The organism is Paraclostridium sp. AKS73 (genome assembly GCF_025671395.1).
Classification (GTDB): Bacteria; Bacillota; Clostridia; order Peptostreptococcales; family Peptostreptococcaceae; genus Paraclostridium; species Paraclostridium benzoelyticum.
Window position 1 is genome coordinate 1 of sequence record NZ_JAIXHU010000020.1, and the last position, 23,947, is coordinate 23,947.

General features: G+C 30.2%; 20 protein-coding genes, 4 pseudogenes and 2 other annotated features. All 24 genes and pseudogenes read left to right on the forward strand.

The features are described from left to right. Positions 1-474 precede the first annotated feature (474 nt). The 24 genes and pseudogenes from LEQ07_RS11610 to rplL all read left to right on the forward strand — a co-directional run bounded on the left by LEQ07_RS11610 (position 475) and on the right by rplL (position 23,774). Complete coding sequence (locus LEQ07_RS11610) at positions 475-2,409, forward strand: elongation factor G (protein ID WP_263330761.1); 1,935 nt, start codon at positions 475-477, stop codon at positions 2,407-2,409. Between the two features lie 129 nt (positions 2,410-2,538). Then, complete coding sequence (locus LEQ07_RS11615) at positions 2,539-4,839, forward strand: ATP-dependent Clp protease ATP-binding subunit (RefSeq protein WP_263330762.1); 2,301 nt, start codon at positions 2,539-2,541, stop codon at positions 4,837-4,839. Between the two features lie 205 nt (positions 4,840-5,044). After that, a pseudogene (gene radA / locus LEQ07_RS22600) lies at positions 5,045-6,423 on the forward strand (DNA repair protein RadA). A 30-nt stretch (positions 6,424-6,453) separates the two neighbouring features. Next, positions 6,454-7,494 (forward strand): DNA integrity scanning diadenylate cyclase DisA, encoded by a 1,041-nt coding sequence (gene disA / locus LEQ07_RS11625; protein WP_263330817.1) that lies wholly within the window; start codon positions 6,454-6,456, stop codon positions 7,492-7,494. 98 nt (positions 7,495-7,592) lie between these two features. Further along, the gene (locus LEQ07_RS11630; RefSeq protein ID WP_046823491.1) at positions 7,593-8,681 is read left to right on the forward strand and encodes a PIN/TRAM domain-containing protein; all 1,089 of its coding nucleotides are present in this window, start codon (positions 7,593-7,595) and stop codon (positions 8,679-8,681) included. 137 nt (positions 8,682-8,818) lie between these two features. After that, positions 8,819-9,418, forward strand: coding sequence for a 2-C-methyl-D-erythritol 4-phosphate cytidylyltransferase (gene ispD, locus LEQ07_RS11635; RefSeq protein ID WP_332843138.1), 600 nt, complete (start codon positions 8,819-8,821; stop codon positions 9,416-9,418). A gap of 96 nt (positions 9,419-9,514) precedes the next feature. Beyond that, a complete protein-coding gene (gene ispF, locus LEQ07_RS11640; protein ID WP_046823493.1) occupies positions 9,515-9,994 on the forward strand; it encodes a 2-C-methyl-D-erythritol 2,4-cyclodiphosphate synthase in 480 nt (159 codons plus the stop codon). 148 nt (positions 9,995-10,142) lie between these two features. Then, positions 10,143-10,361: a binding site (T-box leader), on the forward strand. A gap of 52 nt (positions 10,362-10,413) precedes the next feature. Further along, positions 10,414-12,129 carry a proline--tRNA ligase gene (locus tag LEQ07_RS11645; RefSeq protein WP_263330763.1) on the forward strand — a complete coding sequence of 572 codons (1,716 nt, stop codon included), beginning with the start codon at positions 10,414-10,416 and terminating at the stop codon, positions 12,127-12,129. 220 nt (positions 12,130-12,349) lie between these two features. Continuing rightward, on the forward strand, positions 12,350-13,831 hold the full coding sequence (gene gltX / locus LEQ07_RS11650; protein ID WP_263330764.1) for a glutamate--tRNA ligase: 1,482 nt from the start codon (positions 12,350-12,352) through the stop codon (positions 13,829-13,831). A 163-nt stretch (positions 13,832-13,994) separates the two neighbouring features. After that, positions 13,995-14,168 carry a hypothetical protein gene (locus LEQ07_RS11655; protein ID WP_161794395.1) on the forward strand — a complete coding sequence of 58 codons (174 nt, stop codon included), beginning with the start codon at positions 13,995-13,997 and terminating at the stop codon, positions 14,166-14,168. Between the two features lie 113 nt (positions 14,169-14,281). Continuing rightward, positions 14,282-15,678 (forward strand): annotated as a pseudogene (cysS, locus tag LEQ07_RS11660) (cysteine--tRNA ligase). After that, the gene (locus tag LEQ07_RS11665) at positions 15,663-16,076 is read left to right on the forward strand and encodes a Mini-ribonuclease 3 (RefSeq protein WP_025162206.1); all 414 of its coding nucleotides are present in this window, start codon (positions 15,663-15,665) and stop codon (positions 16,074-16,076) included. Before cysS ends, LEQ07_RS11665 begins: the two are co-directional and overlap by 16 nt. 134 nt (positions 16,077-16,210) lie before the next feature. Further along, positions 16,211-16,969, forward strand: coding sequence for an FAD-dependent thymidylate synthase (thyX, locus tag LEQ07_RS11670; protein ID WP_263330767.1), 759 nt, complete (start codon positions 16,211-16,213; stop codon positions 16,967-16,969). A gap of 12 nt (positions 16,970-16,981) precedes the next feature. After that, positions 16,982-17,715: pseudogene (gene rlmB / locus LEQ07_RS11675) on the forward strand (23S rRNA (guanosine(2251)-2'-O)-methyltransferase RlmB). Between the two features lie 4 nt (positions 17,716-17,719). Then, the gene (locus tag LEQ07_RS11680; protein ID WP_046823499.1) at positions 17,720-18,247 is read left to right on the forward strand and encodes an NYN domain-containing protein; all 528 of its coding nucleotides are present in this window, start codon (positions 17,720-17,722) and stop codon (positions 18,245-18,247) included. Between the two features lie 60 nt (positions 18,248-18,307). Then, positions 18,308-18,954 (forward strand): annotated as a pseudogene (gene sigH, locus LEQ07_RS11685) (RNA polymerase sporulation sigma factor SigH). 64 nt (positions 18,955-19,018) lie between these two features. After that, positions 19,019-20,212, forward strand: a complete 1,194-nt coding sequence (gene tuf / locus LEQ07_RS11690; protein WP_046823501.1) for an elongation factor Tu — start codon at positions 19,019-19,021, stop codon at positions 20,210-20,212. Positions 20,213-20,426: 214 nt separating this feature from the next. Then, positions 20,427-20,576, forward strand: coding sequence for a 50S ribosomal protein L33 (gene rpmG, locus LEQ07_RS11695; RefSeq protein ID WP_021121979.1), 150 nt, complete (start codon positions 20,427-20,429; stop codon positions 20,574-20,576). 25 nt (positions 20,577-20,601) lie between these two features. Then, positions 20,602-20,823, forward strand: a complete 222-nt coding sequence (secE, locus tag LEQ07_RS11700) for a preprotein translocase subunit SecE (RefSeq protein ID WP_021428169.1) — start codon at positions 20,602-20,604, stop codon at positions 20,821-20,823. Positions 20,824-20,838: 15 nt separating this feature from the next. Further along, on the forward strand, positions 20,839-21,384 hold the full coding sequence (gene nusG / locus LEQ07_RS11705) for a transcription termination/antitermination protein NusG (RefSeq protein ID WP_025161504.1): 546 nt from the start codon (positions 20,839-20,841) through the stop codon (positions 21,382-21,384). Between the two features lie 29 nt (positions 21,385-21,413). After that, positions 21,414-21,839, forward strand: a complete 426-nt coding sequence (rplK, locus tag LEQ07_RS11710; RefSeq protein ID WP_025161505.1) for a 50S ribosomal protein L11 — start codon at positions 21,414-21,416, stop codon at positions 21,837-21,839. Between the two features lie 76 nt (positions 21,840-21,915). Beyond that, positions 21,916-22,614, forward strand: a complete 699-nt coding sequence (gene rplA / locus LEQ07_RS11715; RefSeq protein ID WP_046823502.1) for a 50S ribosomal protein L1 — start codon at positions 21,916-21,918, stop codon at positions 22,612-22,614. Between the two features lie 52 nt (positions 22,615-22,666). Further along, positions 22,667-22,794 (forward strand) — a sequence feature (ribosomal protein L10 leader region). Between the two features lie 37 nt (positions 22,795-22,831). Next, positions 22,832-23,335, forward strand: a complete 504-nt coding sequence (gene rplJ, locus LEQ07_RS11720; RefSeq protein WP_021428184.1) for a 50S ribosomal protein L10 — start codon at positions 22,832-22,834, stop codon at positions 23,333-23,335. A gap of 76 nt (positions 23,336-23,411) precedes the next feature. Next, on the forward strand, positions 23,412-23,774 hold the full coding sequence (rplL, locus tag LEQ07_RS11725; protein WP_021428185.1) for a 50S ribosomal protein L7/L12: 363 nt from the start codon (positions 23,412-23,414) through the stop codon (positions 23,772-23,774). The last annotated feature ends 173 nt before the right edge of the window (positions 23,775-23,947 follow it).

Genomic DNA, 23,947 nt, shown 5'->3' on the forward strand with positions numbered 1-23,947 from the left:
CCGATGGTACTTGGTGGGAAGCTGCCTGGGAGAGTAGGACGTAGCCGCGTAATCTTTTTTATTTTACGTGGATTTAAGTGGTGGTTGATATTTAGTTTGCGCTTGCGTCATAAAGCTGAGAAGATGCTTTAAATGACCACTTCGCTGCAAACTAAATATCAACCACTTTTTTGTTGTGTAAAATATAAAAGGATTGCGCTTATACGAGAGTGGATTAAATGATAAGAGAAAATACTTTGAATGACCTCGGTGTTGCAAACTAAACCTTAATAACTTTTTGATGTGTAAAATAAATAAGAATTACGCTCGTACGGTATGATATAAAGAGATAAGAGAATATACTTTTAAGTTTATGTTTCACGTTAAACGAGATACATTTTACTTTTAATAGTTTAATATTTAAAATAATTGCACATAAAGCCTTACATTAATTGCATATAAATTATTAAAATGATATGAGGTAGGTGCTTAGATATGAAGGTATATGATAGTAATAATATAAGAAGTATAGCTATATTAGGCCATAGTGGATGTGGAAAAACAAATTTAATTGAAGCAATGGCATATACTTCTAAAACTACAAATAAAATGCCTAAACTAACAGATAAGATAAGTATGACATATAGTATGAATTTAGTTCCTATAGAATATAGAGATTACAAATTAAATTTACTAGATACTCCTGGATATTCTGATTTTACAGGAGATGTTATATCAGCTATAAGTGCTAGTGATGCTGCTGTTATTGTTATAGATGCTACTACTAGCATTCAGGTTGGAACAGAAAAAGCACTAGAACTTGCAGGAGAATCTATACCTAAACTTATATTTATAAATAAAATTGATAATGACAAATCCAGATATAAAGATTTAATTGAACAACTAAGAGATAAGTATAGCAATAAAATAGTTCCTATGTATATGCCTATATATAGTGGGGATGAATTTATTAAGCTACATAATATATTTGAAAGTAATTCAGATTTATGCCATGAATTTAAAACGCAAGTGGAAGGAACAAGAGAAGGATTATTAGAATTAATAGCTGAAACTGATGATGAGTTATTAGAAAAATATTTTAGTGGAGAAGATTTAGCAGAAGAAGATATTAAGAGAGGCATAACTATAGGTATTCAAAATGGAGATATAATACCAGTAATATGTGGGTCTACAATAAATAATGTAGGTACAGAGGAGATATTAGGCATTATATCTAGCTATATTCAACCTAAGTGCATAGATGAAAATGATGAGTTAAAAGGAAGCATATTTAAGACTATAGTAGATCCTTTTATAGGAAAAATGTCATATGTTAAAATTTTAAAAGGAAACATAAAAAAAGATGTAGAAGTATATAATGTAAATAAGTCCATAAAAGAAAAAATTTATAATATATATACTATGAGCAATAATGAGTTATCTGAAATGAAATCTGCTAATGCAGGGGATATAGTTGTTATGACTAAGGTAAATTCCTTGCAAACAGGAGATGTTATATCTATAAATAAAAATGATAAAATAGATGAACAGTTTAATTTCCCTAAGCCTCAAATATATTTTGCATTACAAGCTAAAAATAAAGGTGATGAAGATAAGATTAGCGCTGTTTTAAGCAAAATATCAGAAGAAGATCCTACAATTACATGGAGTAGGAATGTAGAAACTAAACAAGTTTTAATAGGTGGCCAAGGCGAGCTTCATATAAATATAGTTAAGAATAAAATGAAAGAAAAATTTGGATTAGATGTAGATTTAACAGATTTAAAAGTTGCTTATAGAGAAACTATAAAAGGAAAAGCAGATGTTCAAGGTAAGCATAAAAAACAATCTGGAGGACATGGACAGTATGGAGATGTTAAAATCAGGTTCGAGTATTCTAAAAGTGATTTTGAATTTGAAGAAGATATATTTGGAGGATCTGTTCCTAAACAATATATACCTGCAGTTGAGAAGGGAATAAGAGAATCTATGTCAAAAGGAATACTAGCTGGATATCCAGTTACTAATATAAAGGCAACGCTTTATGACGGATCTTATCATGATGTAGATTCTTCAGAAATGGCTTTCAAATTAGCAGCTAATATAGCTTTTAAAAAGGGAGTAGAGCAAGCAGTACCCGTTCTCTTAGAACCTATAATGAAATTAACGATAGTAGTTCCAGATGAATATATGGGAGATGTTATGGGTGATATAAATAAAAAACGAGGAAGAATATTAGGTATGGAACCTACTAATAATGGGAAACAAGTTATTTATGCAAATGCTCCACAGGCAGAAACATTTAAGTATGCTATAGATTTAAAAGCTATGACACAAGGTAGAGGTTATTTTGAAATGGAACTTGATAAATATGAAGAAGTTCCAGCACAAATCGCACAAAAAATAATATCTAACTCTGATAGTAATTAATCTAAAAATTTAATTAAAAAGAAATCCTAGGAATATAATTCCTAGGATTTCTTTATTTATTGAAACAATAAAAACTATTAGGGCATATAGTATATATATATCTAATATTAAAATTGAGGAGGGACTATATTGTACTTTGACAAATTTTCGAAGGTAGCTCAAAAAGCGATAGATATATCTATAGAATATGCAAAAGAGTTTGGTCATAGAGTAGTTGGTACAGAACATTTATTGATTGGTTTAATTAAAGAGAAAGAAGGTACAGCTTCTAAGGTTTTATTAAAATTAGGGATGGATGAAAATATAATATGTGAAAAAATTATAGATATATATGGAATAGGAATTAATGATAGTACAGATGATATTTTTTTAAGTCCTAGAAGCAAAGATGTATTAGATAACTCAGCTATATTTGCAGAACAGTTTGATAGTATTCTTATAGATACTGAACATATCTTGTTAGCAATTTTACAAGAAACAGATAGTTTAGCAGTGAAAATTCTAAGTATGAATAATATAACTGAGCAAGTCATAATTAAATCTTTAATAGAGGTATCTAGACCAGAAACAAGTATAATACTTTTTAGAGATGAAAGTAAGATGGAAGAACCTAAGAAAGAAAAGGAAAAATTAAATATTCCTACACTTGAAAAATATGCAGTTAATCTAAATGAATATGCAAAGAATGCTAAACTAGACCCACTAATTGGTAGGGAAGATGAAATGCAAAGAATTATTCAAATTTTAAGTAGGAGGACTAAAAATAATCCTATATTAATTGGTGATCCTGGAGTAGGAAAGACTGCTATAGTAGAAGGGTTAGCAATTAATATAGAAAGCAACAAAGTACCTAGTTCACTTCAAGGAAAGCTTATATACAGTTTAGATATAGGAGGAATGCTTGCAGGTGCTAAGTATAGAGGTGAGTTTGAAGAAAGAATAAAGAAAGTAATAGAAGAAGTTGTCAAATCTGATGACATTATATTATTTATAGATGAGATGCATACTATAGTAGGAGCAGGAGCAACAGGAGAAAATTCTATGGATGCATCTAATATACTAAAGCCAGTATTATCAAGAGGAGATATACAAGTTATAGGGGCCACAACTATAGATGAATATAGAAAGAGTATAGAAAAGGATACTGGACTAGAACGAAGATTACAACCAATTTTAATTGAAGAGCCAACTAAAGAGGAATCAATCAAAATTTTAAAAGGATTAAAAGAAAAATACGAAAATTTCCATGGCGTAAAAATAACAGAAGAAGCAATAAAAGCAGCAGTTGATTTATCAAGTCGATATATTGTAGATAGATATCTACCAGATAAGGCAGTTGATATAATTGATGAGTCTGCTTCTAGAATCAGAATGAAGAATTTAAAATTAAAAAATAATAAACCTACAGTTAATAGTGAAATAGTTACAGAGGTAATAGGTTTATGGACTGGAATACCTATAAGTAAAATAGTTAAATCTGAAGGAGATAAATTACTAAACTTAGAATCTATACTTCATCAAAGAGTTATTGGGCAAGAGGAGGCTGTAAATGCTGTATCAAAAGCAGTTAGAAGATCTAGAGCAGGATTAAAAGATCCCAAAAGACCAATAGGATCATTCTTATTCTTAGGGCCTACAGGTGTTGGGAAAACAGAATTATGCAAAGCATTAGCAGAAGCTCATTTTGGAAATGAAAATCAAATTATTAGGATAGACATGTCAGAATATATGGAAAAACATTCAGTTTCAAAGTTAATAGGATCTCCTCCTGGATATATAGGTCATGATGATGGAGGTCAATTGACCGAATCTGTAAGAAGACATCCATACACTTTAGTTTTATTTGATGAAATAGAGAAAGCACATGAAGATGTGTTTAATATATTACTTCAAGTATTAGATGAAGGAAGACTAACAGACTCTAAAGGAAGAACTGTAGATTTTAAGAATACACTAATAATTATGACATCTAACATAGGTGCAAAAAGTATAAACAAACAACAAATAATAGGTTTTTCAGCCTATGAAAATAAAAATGTAATTGATGAAAATTATAAGGCTATGAAAGAAAAAATTTTATCAGAAGTTAAGAATAGATTTAAGCCAGAATTTATAAATAGGATTGATGATATAGTGGTTTTCCATAAGTTAAATATAGATAATTTACATGAGATTTCTAAAATAATGCTTAGTAATTTAATAAGCAGATTAAATCAACTCAATATTAGTTTAGAAATTTCCGATGATGTTTTAAACCTTATATCAAAATATGGAATAGATTTAGAATATGGAGCTAGACCTTTAAAAAGAGCTATTCAAAAAGAAATAGAAGATGTATTAGCAGATATGATATTGAGTGGAGATATAAAAAAAGGAGCTAATATAATAGCTAACGTTGTTGAAGAAAAAGTTATATTTGAAAATAAATGATTAAAAATATAAAAAACTTAGTTTAAATATTGATTCTTTTATTGGAAATTACATTTAATTCAAAATAAAGGATAAATGTAATTTCCGAGCTATGTATTTTATTAAACTAAGTGAATTTTTTTATATATTATAAATTTAACATATTAATAGATATATATGATAAAATTAATAATATATAAAAAATTACATAAGGGTGAGTTTATAAATGGCTAAAATAAAAACTAAATATGTGTGTCAAGAATGTGGATATGAGAATAGCAAATGGCTAGGAAAATGTCCAGAATGTAGCAAATGGAATACATTTGTCGAAGAAATAGAAGAAAAAACTTCCAAATCAAATAAAGAGGTTTTTGTTATAGATAAATCATCATCTAGACCTTTAAATATAAACTCTATAGAAACTATAAAAGAGCAAAGATTTTCAACTTGTATAAACGAGTTAGATAGGGTTTTAGGTGGAGGAGTAGTTAAAGGATCATTAGTTTTAGTCGGAGGGGATCCAGGTATTGGTAAGTCAACATTACTTATACAAGTTTCAAGTAACGTTGCTAATAGCGGTAAAAAAGTTTTATACATATCAGGAGAGGAATCTGCATCTCAAATAAAAATGAGGGCTCAAAGATTAGGAATAAAGTCCGATAATTTATATATATTTGCTGAAAATAATTTAAGTATAATAGAAGCTCATTTAGAAAGTGTAAATCCAGATTTAATTATATTAGACTCAATACAAACTGTTTTTAGTCCTGAAATTACATCTGCTCCAGGTACTGTAAGCCAGATAAAGGAAGGTACTTCGAGATTTATGAAAATTTCTAAAAAATGGGTATATCAACCTTTGTAGTTGGACATGTAACTAAAGAAGGTGCACTAGCAGGTCCGAAGGTGTTAGAGCATATGGTAGATACTGTATTATATTTTGAAGGAGAACGATTCAATACGTATAGATTGATAAGAGCTGTAAAAAATAGATTTGGGTCTACAAATGAATTAGGTGTATTTGAGATGAGAGAAGTAGGTTTAGTTGAACTAGAAAATCCATCTAAAATACTTATAGCTGAAAAACCTAAAGATGTAGCAGGATCTATAATTATATCTACGGTAGAAGGTACCAGACCAATGCTTTTAGAGTTACAAGCATTAGCATCACCTACTAGTTTTGGTATTCCTAAAAGGACAGCTACAGGGGTAGATTACAATAGAGTATCGTTACTTATGGCTGTGCTTGAAAAGAGAGTTGGTATGCAAATACAAAATCAGGATATATATATAAATGTTGTTGGAGGAATAAAAATTAATGAGCCGTCTATAGATCTCGGCATAGTTATGGCAATAGCTTCTAGTTTTAGAAATATACCTATAGATGGAAATGTAGCAATTACAGGAGAAGTTGGATTAACAGGAGAAGTAAGAGCGGTGAGTTTTATAGAAAAGAGAATCGCAGAATGTAAGAAGTTAGGTTTCACTAAAATCGTTATTCCAAAGAGCAATTATGAGGCAGTTAAAGGTGTAAAAGGGATAGAGATATGTCCAGTGGATAGTGTAAGACAAGCTATAAATATGGTATTAGGAGGAAATAGATAAAATGGATGATTTTTTAGTGGAAAAAAAGCAATTAGAACGCTAAAAATGATATCTCCTGGTACAGACCTTAGATTGGGAATAGACCATGTTTTAAAGGCTAAAACAGGAGGACTTATTGTAATTGCCGATAGCGATGAGGTTATGAGCATTGTTGATGGAGGATTTGCTATAAATGCAGAATATTCTCCAGCATACTTATATGAGCTAGCTAAAATGGATGGAGCTATAGTTTTAAGTTCAGATATAAAGAAGATACTCTTTGCAAATGCTCAACTTATACCAGATTACTCAATTGAAACATCTGAAACTGGAACAAGACACAGAACTGCTGAAAGGGTTGCAAAACAAACTGGAGGAATTGTAATAGCTATATCTCAAAGAAGAAATGTTATAACTGTATATCAAGGGGATAAGAAATATGTAGTAGAAGATATATCAAAGATATTTACTAAGGCCAATCAAGCATTACAAACTTTAGAGAAATATAAGTCTGTTTTAGACCAAGCTATAATAAGTTTAAATGCACTAGAATTTAAAGACTTCGTAACTTTGTATGATGTTGTACTCGTAGTTCAAAAGATAGAAATGGTTATGAGAGTGACAAATATAATTGAAAAGTATATAGTAGAATTAGGTGTGGAAGGTACACTTTTGAGTATGCAGGTTGAGGAACTAATGGGAACAACTAAAATAGATCAAAGCCAAATACTAAAAGATTATAAAAGAAATGATATGAATTTAGCTGAATTTAAGAAAAAAATTATATCATTATCATCAGAAGAGTTACTTGATTTAGCAAATATAGCAAAAATGTTAGGATATACAGGTTTTTCAGAAAGTATGGATATGCCTATTAGACCAAGAGGATATAGAATATTAAATAAAATACATAGATTGCCTAGTGCTATAATTGAGAATTTAGTTAATTATTTTGAAGATTTTCAGGATATACTATGTGCAACAATTGAAGATTTAGATGATGTTGAGGGAATAGGTGAAATAAGAGCAAAATATATAAAAAATGGACTTATAAAAATGCAAGAATTATCACTTATAGATAGACATATATAATATATTATGTCAAATTTGAAACAATATTGTGCTTGAATATAGTTAATAGTTTGATTATAATAAGAAAATATTAAGGAAAAAATATAGGGGGTGAAAATTTGGTATCTAAGATAATAAGAGCGATACTTACATTAGTAGGATTCGTGTTAGGTATGACAACGTATATATCATTAGTTCAAAAATTTCCTCAAATTTCGTTAGGATCAGAGCTATATGTATTTATAATTTCTATAGTTATTGGAGTAGTAATAGGTTTTGTATTCTTTATAATAGCTCCTTGGATTATGAACAAATCTAAGAAAATAGCAAAAGCTATGGATAGAGAAATTTCTAAATATCCTCAAACAGATATAATATTAGGAACAATAGGATTAATAGTTGGTTTTGTTATAGCTTATCTTGTAAGTCAATTAATATTGATGTTAAAGATACCTGTAATAGGAAGCTTACTATCTTTATTTACATATGTATTTTTAGGTTATTTAGGTAGTAGAATAGCACTAAAGAGTAAGGATGATATTTTTAACTTAAACAAGTTAACTAGGTTATCTGTAAATAAGGACAAGAACTCTAAAAAAGAAGAAAAAAGTATACCACCTAAAGTTTTAGACACTAGTGTTATTATAGACGGTAGAATTGCTGAAATATGCCAAACTGGGTTTATAGAAGGTAAACTTGTAATTCCTACTTTCGTTCTAGATGAATTAAGACATATAGCAGACTCTTCAGATGACTTAAAAAGAGTTAGAGGGAGAAGAGGATTAGATATACTTAACATAATTCAAAAAGAATTAAATATTGAAGTTGAAATAAGCAACAGAGATTTTGATGATATAGCAGAAGTTGATGCAAAATTATTAAAGTTGGCTGAAACACTTGGGGGTAAAGTTGTTACAAATGACTACAACTTAAACAAGGTAGCTCAAGTTCAAGGTGTTGAAGTTCTTAATATAAATGAATTAGCTAATGCAATTAAGCCAGTAGCGATACCTGGTGAACATATGATAGTTCAAGTTGTTAAAGAAGGTAAGGAATCTAATCAGGGTATAGCCTATTTAGATGATGGTACTATGATTGTAGTAGATGGTGGAAAGAAACATATGGGAGAAACTATAAGTGTTTTAGTTACATCGGTATTACAAACACCAGCAGGAAGAATGATATTTGGAAAACCTAAAGTTGATTAGTTAAAAGTCTTCAGGATAAAAGTTCTGAAGGCTTTTTTTGATAAAGTGTATTGAATTTTCTAGTTTATTAAAATTTAATTATTACTATGGTAAAATATATTTAAGTTATTTATTCGTATATTGTAAGAGGTGAGTTTATGAATGGTGTTGTAATAGTAGCAGCAGGAACTGGAAGTAGGATGAAGAAAGATATAAATAAGCAATTTATAAAGCTAAATAATAAAGAAATTGTAGCACACACTATAGACAAATTCTATAATAATGAAAATATAGATGATATAGTTGTTGTTATAAGAAAAGATGAAGAAGAATACTTTAATAAAAATATTAAAGAGAAATATGGATTTACAAATATAAAAGTAGCACATGGAGGAAATGAAAGACAAGATTCTGTGTTCAATGGAATAAAAATGTTAAAAAAAGAATGTGATGTAGTACTAATACATGATGGTGCTAGACCTTTTGTGACAGATGATATAATAAAAAGATCTATAGATGAAGCTAATGAGTATAATGCTATAGTTGTTGGAGTTAAGGTAAAAGATACGATAAAAGTAGTAAGTGATAATGGAAATATTGTAGACACTCCAAATAGAAGTTATTTATGGGCGGTACAAACTCCTCAGGTTTTTAAATATGATATTATAACAAAAGCATACGAAGATGCATGTAATAACAATTACTATGGAACTGATGATGCAATGTTAGTAGAAAGAATAGGTTATAATGTTAAATGATAGAAGGGTCATATAATAATATAAAAATAACTACACAAGAAGACTTGGAATTTGGAGAGCAAATTCTAAAAAATATATAATTTCGGAGGATAAAAAATGAGAGTAGGAATGGGATATGATGTTCATAAGCTAGTTGAAAATAGAAAGTTAATACTAGGTGGAGTTGAAATAGAGCACCAAAAAGGATTATTGGGGCACTCAGATGCAGATGTTTTACTTCATGCAATAATGGACTCTATACTAGGCGCATTAGCACTTGGGGATATAGGTAAACACTTCCCTGATACAGATGAAAAGTATAAAGGTGCAGACAGCATGAAATTATTAGAGCATGTATATAATTTAATAAAAGAAAAAGGATATGCTATTGGAAACTTAGATGCGACAATTATAGCACAAGCCCCTAAAATGGCTCCACACATACAAAAAATGAGAGAAAATATAGCAAGAGTTTTAAATACAGATATAAACAATGTAAATGTTAAAGCAACAACAGAAGAAGGATTAGGTTTCACAGGGAACAAAGAAGGAATTTCATCGCAAAGTATTTGTTTATTAATTAACATTGACAATTAGAAATAAATTCTATAAAATTATTATAAATAATGTATCAAAAAGTTCGCCAAGAACATAATAGTAGGTATAACAAAAGCTTACTAAAATGCAATTAGATACGTTGACAAGGTATATTAATTACTATAAAATAGAATCAATTATTTATAATTAAAAAGCTAAGAAGAGAAATAGTAAAAGATAGTATTTTTTACAGAGAGGAAACACTTGGTGAAAGTTTCTAAAAATTATTCTTTGAACCAGTCTCAGAGCTTAAGAATGGTAAAAAGTTCTTACGGGAAGGACCGTTACATCCTATAAAGAGAATTGATAAAATTACTTATCAATTAACTAGAGTGGTACCGCGGAAATATAACCTTTCGTCTCTATATTGAGATGAAGGGTTTTTTTGATTATAAAAAATTCAATAGGAGGAAGAAAATATGAAAATGTCAAGAATGTTTATGCCTACTTTAAGAGAGGTTCCAGCAGATGCAGAGATAACTAGTCATCAGTTAATGATGAGAGCTGGTATGATAAAGAAAATGTCATCAGGGGTATACAATCAATTACCTATGGGAATAAGAGTTTTTAAAAAAATAGAAAATATAATAAGAGAAGAATTAAATAAAAAGGGATGTCAAGAAATATTATGTTCTGCATTAATTCCAGCTGAATTATGGCAAGAGTCTGGAAGATGGGATGTAATGGGAGCAGAAATGTTTAGATTAAAAGATAGAAATACTAGAGATTACTGCTTAGGACCTACTCATGAAGAAGTTTTCACAGATATAATAAGACAAGAGATTACTTCATATAAACAATTACCTTTAAACTTATATCAAATTCAAACTAAATATAGAGATGAAAGAAGACCAAGATTCGGAGTAATGAGAACTAAGTCTTTCACTATGAAAGATGCATATAGCTTTGATACTGACGAAGCTGGATTAGATAAATCATATCAAGATATGTATGATGCATATACAGAAATATTTAGAAGATGTGGATTAGAAAATAGTCCAGTTCAAGCTGATTCAGGAGCTATAGGAGGATCGACTTCAGCGGAGTTTATGGTTAAATCTCCAGTAGGTGAAGATGAAATAGTATTCTGTACTGGTTGTGATTATGCAGCAAACATAGAAAAAGCTAACTCAGTAGATGATTTAAAAGCTAAAGAAGAAATGAGAGAATTAGAACCAGTTCATACTCCAGGAGTAACTACTATAGAACAATTGTGTGAGTTCTTTAATACAACAGCAGATACATTTGCTAAAACATTAATATATGAAGCAGATGGAAAGACAGTTGTTGTTTTAGTAAGAGGAGATAGAGACGTTAATGAAGTTAAAGTTGCTAACGCTATAGGTGAAGTTATAGAATTTGATTTAGCAAGAGAGGAAGTAGTAAAAGAATTAACTAATGCTGAAGTTGGATTTGCTGGACCAATAGGAATGAAAGCAGATTATGTATTTATAGATAAAGAAGTAGCAGAGCAAAGTAACATAGGGGTTGGTGGAAATACAACTGATTACCATATAAGAAATGCTAACTTTAGTAGAGATTTTGATGGTGTAGTTGGAGATTTCAGAAATGTACAAGAAGGAGATAAATGTACATGTTGTGGAGCGCCACTTGAAATAGCTAGAGGAGTTGAAGTTGGTCATATATTCAAATTAGGTACAAAATACTCAGAAACTATGGGAGCTAAATTTATAGATAAAGATGGTAAGAGTAAACCAATAGTTATGGGATGTTATGGGATAGGTGTTGAAAGAACTGCAGCAGCAGTTATAGAACAACATAATGATGACAATGGCATAGTATGGCCTTTAGCAATAGCTCCATATCATGTAGTTGTAGTTCCTGTAAATATTAAGAAAGCTGAGCATATGGAAGCAGCTGAGAAGATATACAATGAATTAACAGCTATGGGAGTAGAAGCATTATTAGATGATAGAGATGAAAGAGTAGGGGTAAAATTCAAAGACTCTGAATTAATAGGTATACCTATGAGAATTACAGTAGGTAAAGATATAACTGATGGAAAAGTTGAGTTTAAATTAAGAGACGAAGCAGAAAAAGAGTTAATATCTTTAGACGAAATAAATGATAAAATAAAAGCTGAATTTGCTAAACATGAAGTTAAGTTAGGATAGTTTAAATTAAAATAGTATATATAATCCACGAAGTTATTAACATTTTGAATAAAATGTGGATATATATACTATTTAATTTTGTATAAAAATACAATTATCCACAGGTGGAAAATTTAAAAAATAGGGTAACTATAGTAATAGTAATATAAAGTTTTTATTATAAATACTGATTAAGTTTGGTATTATAATAGATATTAAGATTATTTTAGGAGGTAAAATTATGAATGTAAGAGTAAGATTTGCTCCAAGTCCAACAGGATTTGTTCATATAGGTAGTTTAAGAACTGCATTATACAATTATCTATTTGCAAAAAGAATGGGTGGAGAATACATATTAAGAGTTGAAGATACTGATAGAACTAGAATTGTTGATGGTGCAATAGAAAATATGTTAGAAGCAATGTCATGGGCAGGAGTTAACCATACAGAAGGAGTTATGTTAGATGAAAATAAAAATGTAACTCAAGTTGGCCCATACGGACCATATATACAATCTGAAAGATTAGACATATATAAAGGTTATATACAAGAATTATTAGATAGTGGAAAAGCATACTATTGTTTCTGTTCAAAAGAAAGATTAGATGAAGTTAGAGAACAACAAAAAGAAGCTGGAGAAACTCCAAAGTATGATGGCCATTGTAGAAATTTATCAAAAGAAGAAGTAGAAGCTAAATTAGCAGCTGGTGAAGAACATGTAATAAGATTAAAATTACCTGAAAATCATGTTATAAAGTTTACTGATCTAGTAAGAGGAGAAACTGAATTTAACACTGATGAATTAGATGATCAAGTACTTATAAAAACTGATGGATTCCCAACATACCATTTCGCAGTTGTTGTAGATGACCATATGATGAAAATAACACATGTTATAAGAGGAGAAGAATGGATATCATCTACTCCAAAGCATGTATATTTATATGAAGCATTTGGTTGGGAAGCTCCTACATTTGTGCATCTTCCAAATATACTTAATAAAGAAAAGAAAAAATTAAGTAAAAGACATGGAGATGTTGCTGTAGAAGACTTCAAGAGAAAAGGATACTTACCAGAAGGATTAGTAAACTATGTTGCTTTAGTTGGTTGGTCTCCAGAAGATAATCAAGAATTATTTACTATGAAAGAATTAGAAGAACACTTCTCTGTTGAAAGAGTTTCTAAGAGTGGAGGAGTATTTGATACAGATAAATTAAATTGGGTTAACCAACATTATATAAAAGATGCTTCAGATGAATATATAACTGATTTAGCAATACCTTTCTTAATAGAAGCTGGATACATAACAGAAGAAGATGCTAAAAATAGATATGAATTTGTAAAAGCTATGGTTTCTGTTGTTAAAGAAAAATTACAATATGTAAAAGAAGTAACAGATCACGTAAATATATTCTTTGGAGACAAAGTAGAGTTAGAAACAGAAGAATGTCAAGAATTCTTAAAATTAGAGCATATGCCAACATTAATAAATGCATTAGAGGAAAAAATTAATGCTGCAGACGAAATAAGTGAAGAGTTATTTAAGGCGATGTTTAAAGAAATACAAAAAGAACATGCAATAAAAGGTAAAAATTTATTCATGGGAACTAGAATAGTATTAACTGGACAAATGCATGGTCCAGATTTACCAAAAGCAGCTGCTGTTATAGGTAAACAAACATGTTTAAATAGAATAAAATATGTAAAAGAGAATTTATTATAGTAAAAATTATAGTAAAAAATCTCACCTTTTATTAGGTGAGATTTTTTTATGTAGTTTTTTGAAGAAAGATTACAACCTAAAAATAAAGGGATTTTGCACAGTTAAACTAAATATATTTTAAATAGTTTATTATTAAAACAATGTATATTTTTAGGAGGATTGTATGAGTATAGATATTAACGAAATAAAGGAGGAACTAGATCAACTTTGTAAAGACTACATAGACATAGTTAGTAAAATGAAAAATAAGAAAATCATTAATGATGATATATATTTAAATTGTGTATCTAATAAAATAGAATTTTTAGAAAAAAATGATCTAATTAAAACTAAATAGTTTGTTTATAAAAGCCCGAGGGTATAATAGTAGTACTATTAATTCGGGCGAATATAAATTATAATAGATTATATAGTTAGATTTATAAATTAAACAATGGTGAGGTGAATATTATGAAGTTATACAATACGTTAACTAGGACAAAAGAAGAATTTGTACCAATCGAAGAAGGAAAGGTAAAGATGTATGTTTGTGGACCTACAGTTTACAACTTCTTCCATATAGGAAATGCTAGACCCTTTATAATATTTGATACATTTAGAAGATATTTAGAATATAGAGGTTATGATGTAAAATATATTCAAAACTTTACTGATGTAGATGATAAAATAATAAAAAGAAGTAATGAAGAGGGAATAGCTCCGGAGCAAGTTGCTGACAAGTACATAGATGAATATTTTAAAGATGCAGATGGATTAGGAATAAAAAGAGCTACTGTTCATCCAAGAGTTACTGAGAATATCAATGAAATAATAGAATTTATAAAAGAATTAGAAGAAAAAGGATATGCTTATGCAGTAAATGGAGAAGTTTATTTTGATACTCAAAAATTTGAAGGATATGGAAAATTATCTAAACAAAATCAAGAAGACCTAGAAGCAGGAGCAAGAATAGAAGTAAACTCTCAAAAAAGACATCCTATGGATTTCGTATTATGGAAGCCTAGAAAAGAAGGAGAGCCAGGATGGGAAAGTCCATGGAGTGTAGGTAGACCAGGTTGGCATATAGAGTGCTCTGTTATGTCTAAGAGATACTTAGGAGATACTATTGACATACATGCTGGAGGGCAAGATTTAGCATTCCCACACCATGAAAATGAAATAGCTCAAAGTGAAGCTAGAAGTGGAAAGACTTTCTCTAACTACTGGATACACAATGGTTATATAAATATAAATAATGAAAAAATGAGTAAGTCTAAAGGTAACTTCTTTACAGTAAGAGATATAGCAGATAAGTATGATTTAGAAGTTGTAAGATTCTTTATGCTATCAGCTCATTATAGAAATCCAGTAAACTTTAGTGATGAAATGTTATCTCAGTCAAGAGCTGGATTAGAAAGATTATATAATACAAAAGAAAAATTAGAATTTACATTAAGTAATCTAAAAGTAACAGATATAAAAGAAGACGAAAAAAGTTTAAGTGAAGAATTAAATTTATTTAGAGAAAAATTCATAGTTGCTATGGATGATGATATAAACACAGCTGATGCTATAAGTGTTATATTTGAATTAGCTAGATTTATAAACACTAATGTAAATGAAGAGTCATCAATAGAGTTTGCTAAGATGTGCTTAACTGAATTTGAGGAATTAACTAATGTTTTAAATATAGTTAATAAAAACAAGAAGAAGTTTTAGATGCTGATATAGAAAAGTTAATACAAGATAGGGTTGATGCAAAGAAAAATAAAGATTTTGCATTAGCAGATGAAATAAGAAATAAGTTATTAGAAATGGGAATTGTTTTAGAAGATACAAGACAAGGAACTAAATGGAAAAGGGTGTAATAATGGAAAATGTAAACTTAGCTACGGTATCACCACTGGTTCTTGCTTATTTAGGAGATACTGTATATGAATCACATATAAGGGAGTATCTTATAAATAGAAATGTAAATAAGAAAGTTAATGATTTGCATAAGACAGCTATAAAATATGTAAAAGCTAAGGCTCAAGCAAATGTGATTCTTACTATTGAGGAATCATTGACTGAAGAAGAACACAGAATATATAAAAGAGGACGTAATCAAAAGTCTCATACTACACCTAAAAATGCGGATATTATAGACTATAAAAATGCTACTGGATTTGAAGCTTTAATAGGATATCTTCATATGAAAAAAGATTATGAAAGATTGAACTATATAATTCAAAAAGCAATTGAAATAACAGAAGAGAGCATATAATAAAAAAGAGCTATCTCTATGTAGAGATTAGCTCTTTTTTATGCTTATATAAAAATTTATGTTAATCTAAAAAACTCCATTTTTAGACGAAATAATGTATAATAATATAATAAACTATTAAAGGAGGTACACACATGAAAGTTAAAGTAATAGCACACACACCTGAACCAGAAAAAGTGATATCAATGGCAGCAAAATTATGTTATTCATCTGTAGGAGTAGATGAAATAGAACAAAATTTAACTGATGAAAGTGTAGAAAAATTTTTAAATATGTTAATAAATATAGGACATGAATCTCCGTTAGAGCATGTCACATTTACATTTGCTGTAGAAGGGATATCAAGAAGTTGTTCACATCAAATTGTTAGACATCGTATAGCAAGTTTTTCTCAACAAAGTCAAAGATATGTTAAGCTAGATCAATTTGAGTATATAGTTCCTCCTGAAATAGAGAGTATCGAGGAAGCTAAAGAATTATTTATAGATGCTATGAATAAAGATCAAGAAGCTTATGACAAATTAGTGGATATATTATTTGAAAAACATTATAATAATTTAATCAAAAGTGGAAAAAATGAGAAGGAAGCTAAAAGAAATGCAGAAAAGAAAGCAATAGAAGATGCAAGATATGTTTTTCCTAATGCATGTGAAACGAAAATGGTATTTACAATGAATACTAGAAGTTTATATAACTTCTTTAATCATAGATGTTGTGAAAGAGCACAATGGGAAATTAGAGAGTTATCTATAGAAATGTTAAGACAGGTAAGATTAATAGCTCCTATATTATTTAAGAATATAGGGCCAAAGTGTATAAAAGGACCTTGTCCAGAAGGAAAAATGACTTGTGGAAATATTGTTCAAGTAAGAGAAAAGTTTAATAATTTATAGGCGGTGAAGAGTTTGGCAATTATAGAAGGTAGAAATCCAGTTATAGAAGCTATAAAAAACGATAGAGAGATAGATAAAATAATGATAGCGAATGGGGCTAAAGAAGGCTCTATAAAAAAGATAACTGCAATGGCAAAAGAAAAAATATAATAATACAATATGTAGATAGAAATAAATTAGATGAAATAAGTACTAGTCATTCACATCAAGGTGTAATAGCTAATGTTAGTGAATATAAATATTTTGAACTAGATGATCTAATTCAAAATGCAAAAGATAAGGGAGAAGACCCATTTTTTATAATATTAGATGAAATAACAGATCCTCATAATTTAGGATCAATAATAAGAACAGCGGATGCAGTAGGTGCACATGGAGTTATAATTCCAAAGAGAAGATCAGTTCATATAACACCTACAGTTGTAAAGGCATCTGCAGGGGCCGTAGAGTATGTACCGGTTTGCAAGGTAACTAATATAGTTAATACAATAAAAACATTAAAAGATCACGGATTATGGATTGCAGCCGCAGATATGGATGGACAAACATTTTATGAGCAAAACCTAACAGGGCCTATAGGTCTAGTAATAGGAAGTGAAGGGTTTGGTATATCAAGGCTTGTTAAAAAGAATTGTGACTATATAGTAAAAATGCCTATGGTAGGAAATGTTACTTCACTAAATGCATCAGTTGCAGGAAGTATACTTTTATATGAAATATTCAAACAAAGAATAGGCTCTAAATAAGGTAATGAAAAGAAAGTTTAATCATTATCTAATAATTGATGGATATAATATTATAAATGCATGGGAAGAACTTAGACGTATTTCAGTAGAAGATTTAGATGCATCTAGGGAAAAATTAATTGATATAATCATTGAATATGCAGAATTTTCAGGCCAAAAAGCCATTATTGTTTTTGATGCATATAATGTTAAAAGCTCTATGGAAAAAATAGAAAATAGAAAATATATAACAGTGGTTTACACAAAAGAACATCAAACAGCAGATAGTTATATTGAAAAATATATAACATCTTTATCTAAGTATGATGTTGTAAAAGTAGCTACAAATGATTATGCTGAACAGCAAATAGTATTAGGTAAAGGAGCATCTAGAATATCAGCTAGAGAGCTTAAATTAGACATAGAAGACGCCAAAAACAAGATAAGAAGTAAACAAATAGGGTCAGAGCGCAAAATTCAAAGAAATTGGTTAGAAGATAGATTAGATAAAGAAACTTTGTCGAAACTTGAGAACATTCGTAGAAACCGTTGAAATTACTAAGTTTAATAAACTATAATATACCTATGAAATTAAGTAATGGGGGATAGTAAAATGTTAGTAGCTAAAGAAAATAATTTTGGGTTTATAAATAATTCTCAGCAAGATGAATATGAAATAGTATTAAAAGCAAACAAAGGGGACACAATAGCACTTGAGTATATAATTACCAAGTATAAAAACTTGTTAAATCAAAGGCAAAGTCATACTTTTTAGTAGGAGCGGATAAAGAAGACATAATCCAAGAAGGTATGATAGGACTTTACAAAGCTATAAGAGATTTTGACGGTACAAAAACAAACTCTTTTAAGTGTTTCGCAGAGATATGTATAACAAGGCAAATTATAACAGCAATAAAAACAGCAACAAGACAAAAACATATACCACTTAACTCTTATGTATCTTTGAACAAGCCTATATATGATGAAGAATCAGATAGAACTTTATTAGATATAATAGCAACAAGTATAATTACTGATCCAGAAGAATTAATAATAAGCAAAGAGGAACTTAAAAATATAGAATCAAAGATGAATGAAATTTTAAGTAAGTTGGAGCTAGAAGTTTTAGAATTGTACTTAAATGGCAAGTCTTATCAATACATAGCAGATAAATTGGATAGAGATGTTAAGTCTATTGATAATGCGTTACAAAGAGTGAAGAGAAAATTGGAAAAATATCTTGAAAACAGAAATAATTAATAGTAAAATACTTAGCATAAGCTTAATGTAAGCATTAACAAATATACAAAGGGAGGAATTCAAAATGGCTAAAGCTAAATTTGAAAGAAACAAGCCACACGTTAATATAGGAACAATAGGTCACGTTGACCACGGTAAAACTACATTAACTGCAGCTATAACAAAAACATTATACGATAGATATCAATTAGGGGAAGCAGTAGATTTCGCTAATATAGATAAAGCTCCAGAAGAAAGAGAAAGAGGAATCACAATATCAACTGCTCACGTTGAATATGAGACTCCAAACAGACATTACGCTCACGTTGACTGCCCAGGACACGCTGACTACGTTAAGAACATGATAACAGGTGCTGCTCAAATGGACGGTGCTATATTAGTTTGTTCTGCAACTGATGGACCAATGCCTCAAACAAGAGAGCATATATTATTATCAAGACAAGTTGGTGTACCATACATAGTAGTATTCTTAAACAAATGTGATATGGTAGATGATGAAGAATTATTAGAGTTAGTTGAAATGGAAGTTAGAGACTTATTAAATGAGTACGAGTTCCCAGGAGATGACACTCCAATAGTAAGAGGATCTGCTTTAATGGCATTACAAGATTCTTCTTCAGAGTGGGGAGATAAAATAGTTGAATTATTCGAGCAAATAGACGAATATATACCAGCTCCAGAGAGAGATGTAGATAAAGATTTCTTAATGCCAGTAGAAGACGTATTCTCTATAACAGGTAGAGGAACAGTTGCTACAGGTAGAGTTGAAAGAGGAATATTAAAGGTTCAAGATGAAGTTGAATTAGTAGGTTTAGCTGAAGAGCCAAGAAAATTAGTAGTAACAGGAGTAGAAATGTTCAGAAAGTTATTAGACCAAGCACAAGCTGGAGATAACATAGGAGCATTAATAAGAGGTATACAAAGAAATGAAATAGAAAGAGGACAAGTTTTAGCTAAGCCAGGAACTGTTAAGCCTCACACTAAGTTCAATGCAGAAGTATACGTATTAAAGAAAGAAGAAGGTGGAAGACATACTCCATTCTTCGATGGATACAGACCACAATTCTACTTCAGAACAACTGACGTAACAGGAGCTTGTAAGTTACCAGAAGGTGTAGAAATGGTTATGCCTGGAGATAACATCCAAATGACTATAGAGTTAATAAACTCAATAGCAATAGAAGAAGGATTAAGATTCGCAATAAGAGAAGGTGGAAGAACAGTAGCATCAGGTGTTGTTGCTTCTATAATAGAGTAATTCTGTTATTTAAATATAAGTTTGAAAACTAAAAAAAGAGGGGGATATCCTCCTCTTTTTTAACTTGAAACTAACAAAAACATTGACATGCCTACTAATTTGTGATAATTTATATGAGGTGATGATTCAAAAACGATAAATTGAACCTATTATACAGAGTAGGCAATAAAGTTAACAATATATATATTGTATTTACGAGTTGGAGGTGTAGCAGATGAGAGTTAAAGTAACTTTAGCATGTACAGAGTGTAAGCAAAGAAACTACAACACTACTAAAAACAAAAAGAATAACCCAGATAGAATAGAATTACAAAAATATTGTAGATTCTGTAAGAAGCATACTGCTCATAAAGAAACAAAATAGTTTTTATTAAGGATGTGAGTGTGGAATGGCTGCCCAAATAAATGAAAGTCCAAGAACTAAAAAGAAATTTAGTTTCGTTAGATATGTTAAGGAAACTAAAAGTGAATTAAAAAGAGTTACGTGGCCAACAAAGAAAGAGCTTTTAAAAAACACAGGAGTTGTTTTAACTGTTGTTGTTTCGGCTACTATCTTAGTATGGGCTTTAGATAGTGTATTATCTGGTGCACTAAATCTAATACTAAAATAGAAAGGGAGAATCAGAATGTCGGAATTACAAGAGGCTAGATGGTATGTAGTACATACTTATTCAGGTCATGAAAATAAAGTTAAAGCAACAATTGAAAAAGCTGTTAAAACTAGAGGTATGGAAGATTGCATAACTCAAGTGGTTGTCCCTACTGAAGATGTAGTTGAGACTACAAAAACTGGGAAAGAAAAAACTAGACAACGTAAGGTATTTCCAGGGTACGTACTAGTAAAAATGGTTATTACTGATGAATCTTGGTATGTCGTAAGAAATACTAAAGGGGTTACTGGATTTGTAGGACCAGGTTCTAAGCCAGTTCCTTTAAGTGAAGAAGAAGTAATAGCTATGGGCATAGATACAGCTGTTCCTAAATTAGTAAGCGGAGACATAAATTTTGAAATTGGCGAAGTAATAAAGGTTGCTAATGGTCCTTTTGAAGGACAAATAGGAACTATAGAAGAGATAGACCTGGAATCAAAAGAAGTAAAAGTGTGTATAGATGCTTTTGGTAAAAAAACTCTATTTGCAATAGACTACAAAGGCATAGAAAAATATAACTAGAGAATAAATAATCTGAGGAGGTGCGCTCAATGGCTAAAAAAGTTATAGGTCAAATAAAATTACAAATACCTGCAGGGAAAGCTACACCAGCTCCACCAGTTGGACCAGCATTAGGACAACACGGTGTTAACATAATGGGATTCACAAAGGAATTCAATGCTAAAACTGCAGATCAAGCTGGAATGATAATACCAGTTGTTATAACTGTTTATCAAGATAGATCTTTCAGTTTCATAACAAAAACTCCTCCAGCTGCAGTATTATTAAAGAAAGCTGCTGGATTAGATACTGCTTCAGGAGAGCCAAATAAGAAGAAGGTTGCTACTTTATCTTCAGCTAAGGTAAGAGAAATAGCTGAGTTAAAAATGCCTGACTTAAACGCTGCTTCAGTAGAATCTGCTATGAGAATGATAGCTGGTACTGCAAGAAGTATGGGTATCGTTGTTGAAGACTAATTAATATTAGATTAGTTATCTTCGCTTGAAAAAGTGGGAGGTAAAAAACCAATATAACCACAAGGAGGACATGAAAATGGCTAAAAAAGGTAAAAAATACGTAGAAGCTTTAAATAAGATAGATAGAACTAGATTATACGATGCTTCAGAAGCTTTAGCTTTAGTTGCAGAAGTTGCTACTGCTAAGTTTGATGAGACTGTAGAAGCTCATATAAAATTAGGTGTTGACTCAAGACACGCTGACCAACAAGTAAGAGGTGCGGTTGTATTACCACACGGAACTGGTAAAACTAAAAGAGTTTTAGTTTTTGCTAAAGGTGCAAAAGCTGAAGAAGCTACAAATGCTGGTGCTGACTTTGTAGGTGCTGAAGATTTAGTACAAAAAATACAAGGTGAAAACTGGTTTGAATTTGATGTAGTTGTTGCTACTCCAGACATGATGGGTGTAGTAGGTAGATTAGGTAGAGTATTAGGACCTAAAGGTTTAATGCCAAACCCTAAATCAGGAACAGTTACTTTCGATGTAGCTAAGGCTATAGATGAAATAAAAGCTGGTAAAGTTGAATATAGATTAGATAAAACTAACATAATACACGTTCCAGTAGGAAAAGTATCTTTCGGTGGAGAAAAGTTAACTGAAAACTTTGCTGCATTAATGGATGCTATAGTTAAGGCTAAGCCTGCTGCTGCTAAGGGACAATACTTAAAGAGCGTAGCTGTTACTTCAACTATGGGACCAGGAGTTAAAGTTAATCCTGCTAAAATAGCTGAATAATAAAAGCTTGACATTGATAAATAACGATGTTAAAATAATATTCGTTAATAAATAAAAAAGAATAGATTTGCCGTAGACAGTAGGTGCTTTAAGCTTAATATCCTACCGAGGTTTTAGATAAATTTTGATGCTAAAGCTTTTGTATGTCTATATGATTACAAAAGCTTTTATAAGTTGCGGCAGATAAAACCTATCGGATGAAGGAGGTGCTGACCAGATGAGAAAAGCTATAGAAGTAAAATCACATGTTGTTGCTGAAATAGTTGAGAAGTTACAAAACTCTTCTTCTGCTATAGTTGTTGATTACAAAGGATTAACAGTTGAAGAAGTAACTGAATTAAGAAAGAAAATGAGAGAAGCTGGTGTTGAATACAAAGTATATAAAAACACTTTAGTTAGAAAAGCAGCTAAAGAAGTTGGTATAGAACAATTCAATGACGAATTATTAGTAGGAACAAATGCGATAGCATTCGGATACGAAGATCCAGTTGCTCCAGCTAGAATAATAAAAGAATTTATGGATTCTCATCCAAAAATGGAATTAAAAATGGGTGTAGTTGAAGGAGAATTCTACGGTAAAGAAGATATCGTTGCATTCGCTAACATACCATCAAGAGAAGTACTTCTTGCTAAATTACTTGGAAGCTTAAAAGCTCCAGTATCAAACTTTGCATACTTATTAGATGCAATGATCAAGAAGCAAGAAGGTCAAGAAGCTTAATAATAGCTTAAAACTTAAGAATAAGAAAAAAATAACAATTATTAATTGAAAAGAATATAATTCGGAGGTGCTAACAATGACAATAGAACAAATATTAGAAGCTATAGAAAACATGAAAGTTTTAGAATTAAATGAATTAGTTAAAGCTGCAGAAGAGAAATTCGGAGTATCTGCTTCAGCTCCAGTTATGATGGCTGGTGCTGCTGCTGGTGGAGCTGCTGAAGAGAAAACTGAGTTTGATTTAGTATTAACAAGTGCTGGATCTTCAAAAGTTGGAGTTATAAAAGCTGTTAGAGAAATAACTGGATTAGGATTAAAAGAAGCTAAAGAATTAGTTGATAATGCTCCTAAGACATTAAAAGAAGCAGTTTCTAAAGATGAAGCTGAACAAATGAAAGAAAAGTTAGAAGCTGCTGGAGCTTCAGTAGAAGTTAAGTAGTTTTCTTTTAAAGAAGATGTCCTTTAGGGCATCTTTTTTTTTCCTAAAATACAAAAAATAACAGTATATTTTTTAAAAAAGCGAATTAGAGAATGATTTTTGAACATAATAAATAATGCATGTTTTATGTCGAACAAAAAAAGCTAATATTATGCATATACATAAAAGTTATA

What these genes read in the sequence shown, in the direction of transcription:
- LEQ07_RS11610 (WP_263330761.1), top strand. Translation starts at nt 475, where the DNA reads ATGAAGGTATATGATAGTAATAATATAAGAAGTATAGCTATATTAGGC.
- ispD (WP_332843138.1), top strand. Translation starts at nt 8,819, where the DNA reads ATGAATGGTGTTGTAATAGTAGCAGCAGGAACTGGAAGTAGGATGAAG.
- ispF (WP_046823493.1), top strand. Translation starts at nt 9,515, where the DNA reads ATGAGAGTAGGAATGGGATATGATGTTCATAAGCTAGTTGAAAATAGA.
- LEQ07_RS11645 (WP_263330763.1), top strand. Translation starts at nt 10,414, where the DNA reads ATGAAAATGTCAAGAATGTTTATGCCTACTTTAAGAGAGGTTCCAGCA.
- gltX (WP_263330764.1), top strand. Translation starts at nt 12,350, where the DNA reads ATGAATGTAAGAGTAAGATTTGCTCCAAGTCCAACAGGATTTGTTCAT.
- LEQ07_RS11655 (WP_161794395.1), top strand. Translation starts at nt 13,995, where the DNA reads ATGAGTATAGATATTAACGAAATAAAGGAGGAACTAGATCAACTTTGT.
- LEQ07_RS11665 (WP_025162206.1), top strand. Translation starts at nt 15,663, where the DNA reads ATGGAAAAGGGTGTAATAATGGAAAATGTAAACTTAGCTACGGTATCA.
- thyX (WP_263330767.1), top strand. Translation starts at nt 16,211, where the DNA reads ATGAAAGTTAAAGTAATAGCACACACACCTGAACCAGAAAAAGTGATA.
- LEQ07_RS11680 (WP_046823499.1), top strand. Translation starts at nt 17,720, where the DNA reads ATGAAAAGAAAGTTTAATCATTATCTAATAATTGATGGATATAATATT.
- tuf (WP_046823501.1), top strand. Translation starts at nt 19,019, where the DNA reads ATGGCTAAAGCTAAATTTGAAAGAAACAAGCCACACGTTAATATAGGA.
- rpmG (WP_021121979.1), top strand. Translation starts at nt 20,427, where the DNA reads ATGAGAGTTAAAGTAACTTTAGCATGTACAGAGTGTAAGCAAAGAAAC.
- secE (WP_021428169.1), top strand. Translation starts at nt 20,602, where the DNA reads ATGGCTGCCCAAATAAATGAAAGTCCAAGAACTAAAAAGAAATTTAGT.
- nusG (WP_025161504.1), top strand. Translation starts at nt 20,839, where the DNA reads ATGTCGGAATTACAAGAGGCTAGATGGTATGTAGTACATACTTATTCA.
- rplK (WP_025161505.1), top strand. Translation starts at nt 21,414, where the DNA reads ATGGCTAAAAAAGTTATAGGTCAAATAAAATTACAAATACCTGCAGGG.
- rplA (WP_046823502.1), top strand. Translation starts at nt 21,916, where the DNA reads ATGGCTAAAAAAGGTAAAAAATACGTAGAAGCTTTAAATAAGATAGAT.
- rplJ (WP_021428184.1), top strand. Translation starts at nt 22,832, where the DNA reads ATGAGAAAAGCTATAGAAGTAAAATCACATGTTGTTGCTGAAATAGTT.
- rplL (WP_021428185.1), top strand. Translation starts at nt 23,412, where the DNA reads ATGACAATAGAACAAATATTAGAAGCTATAGAAAACATGAAAGTTTTA.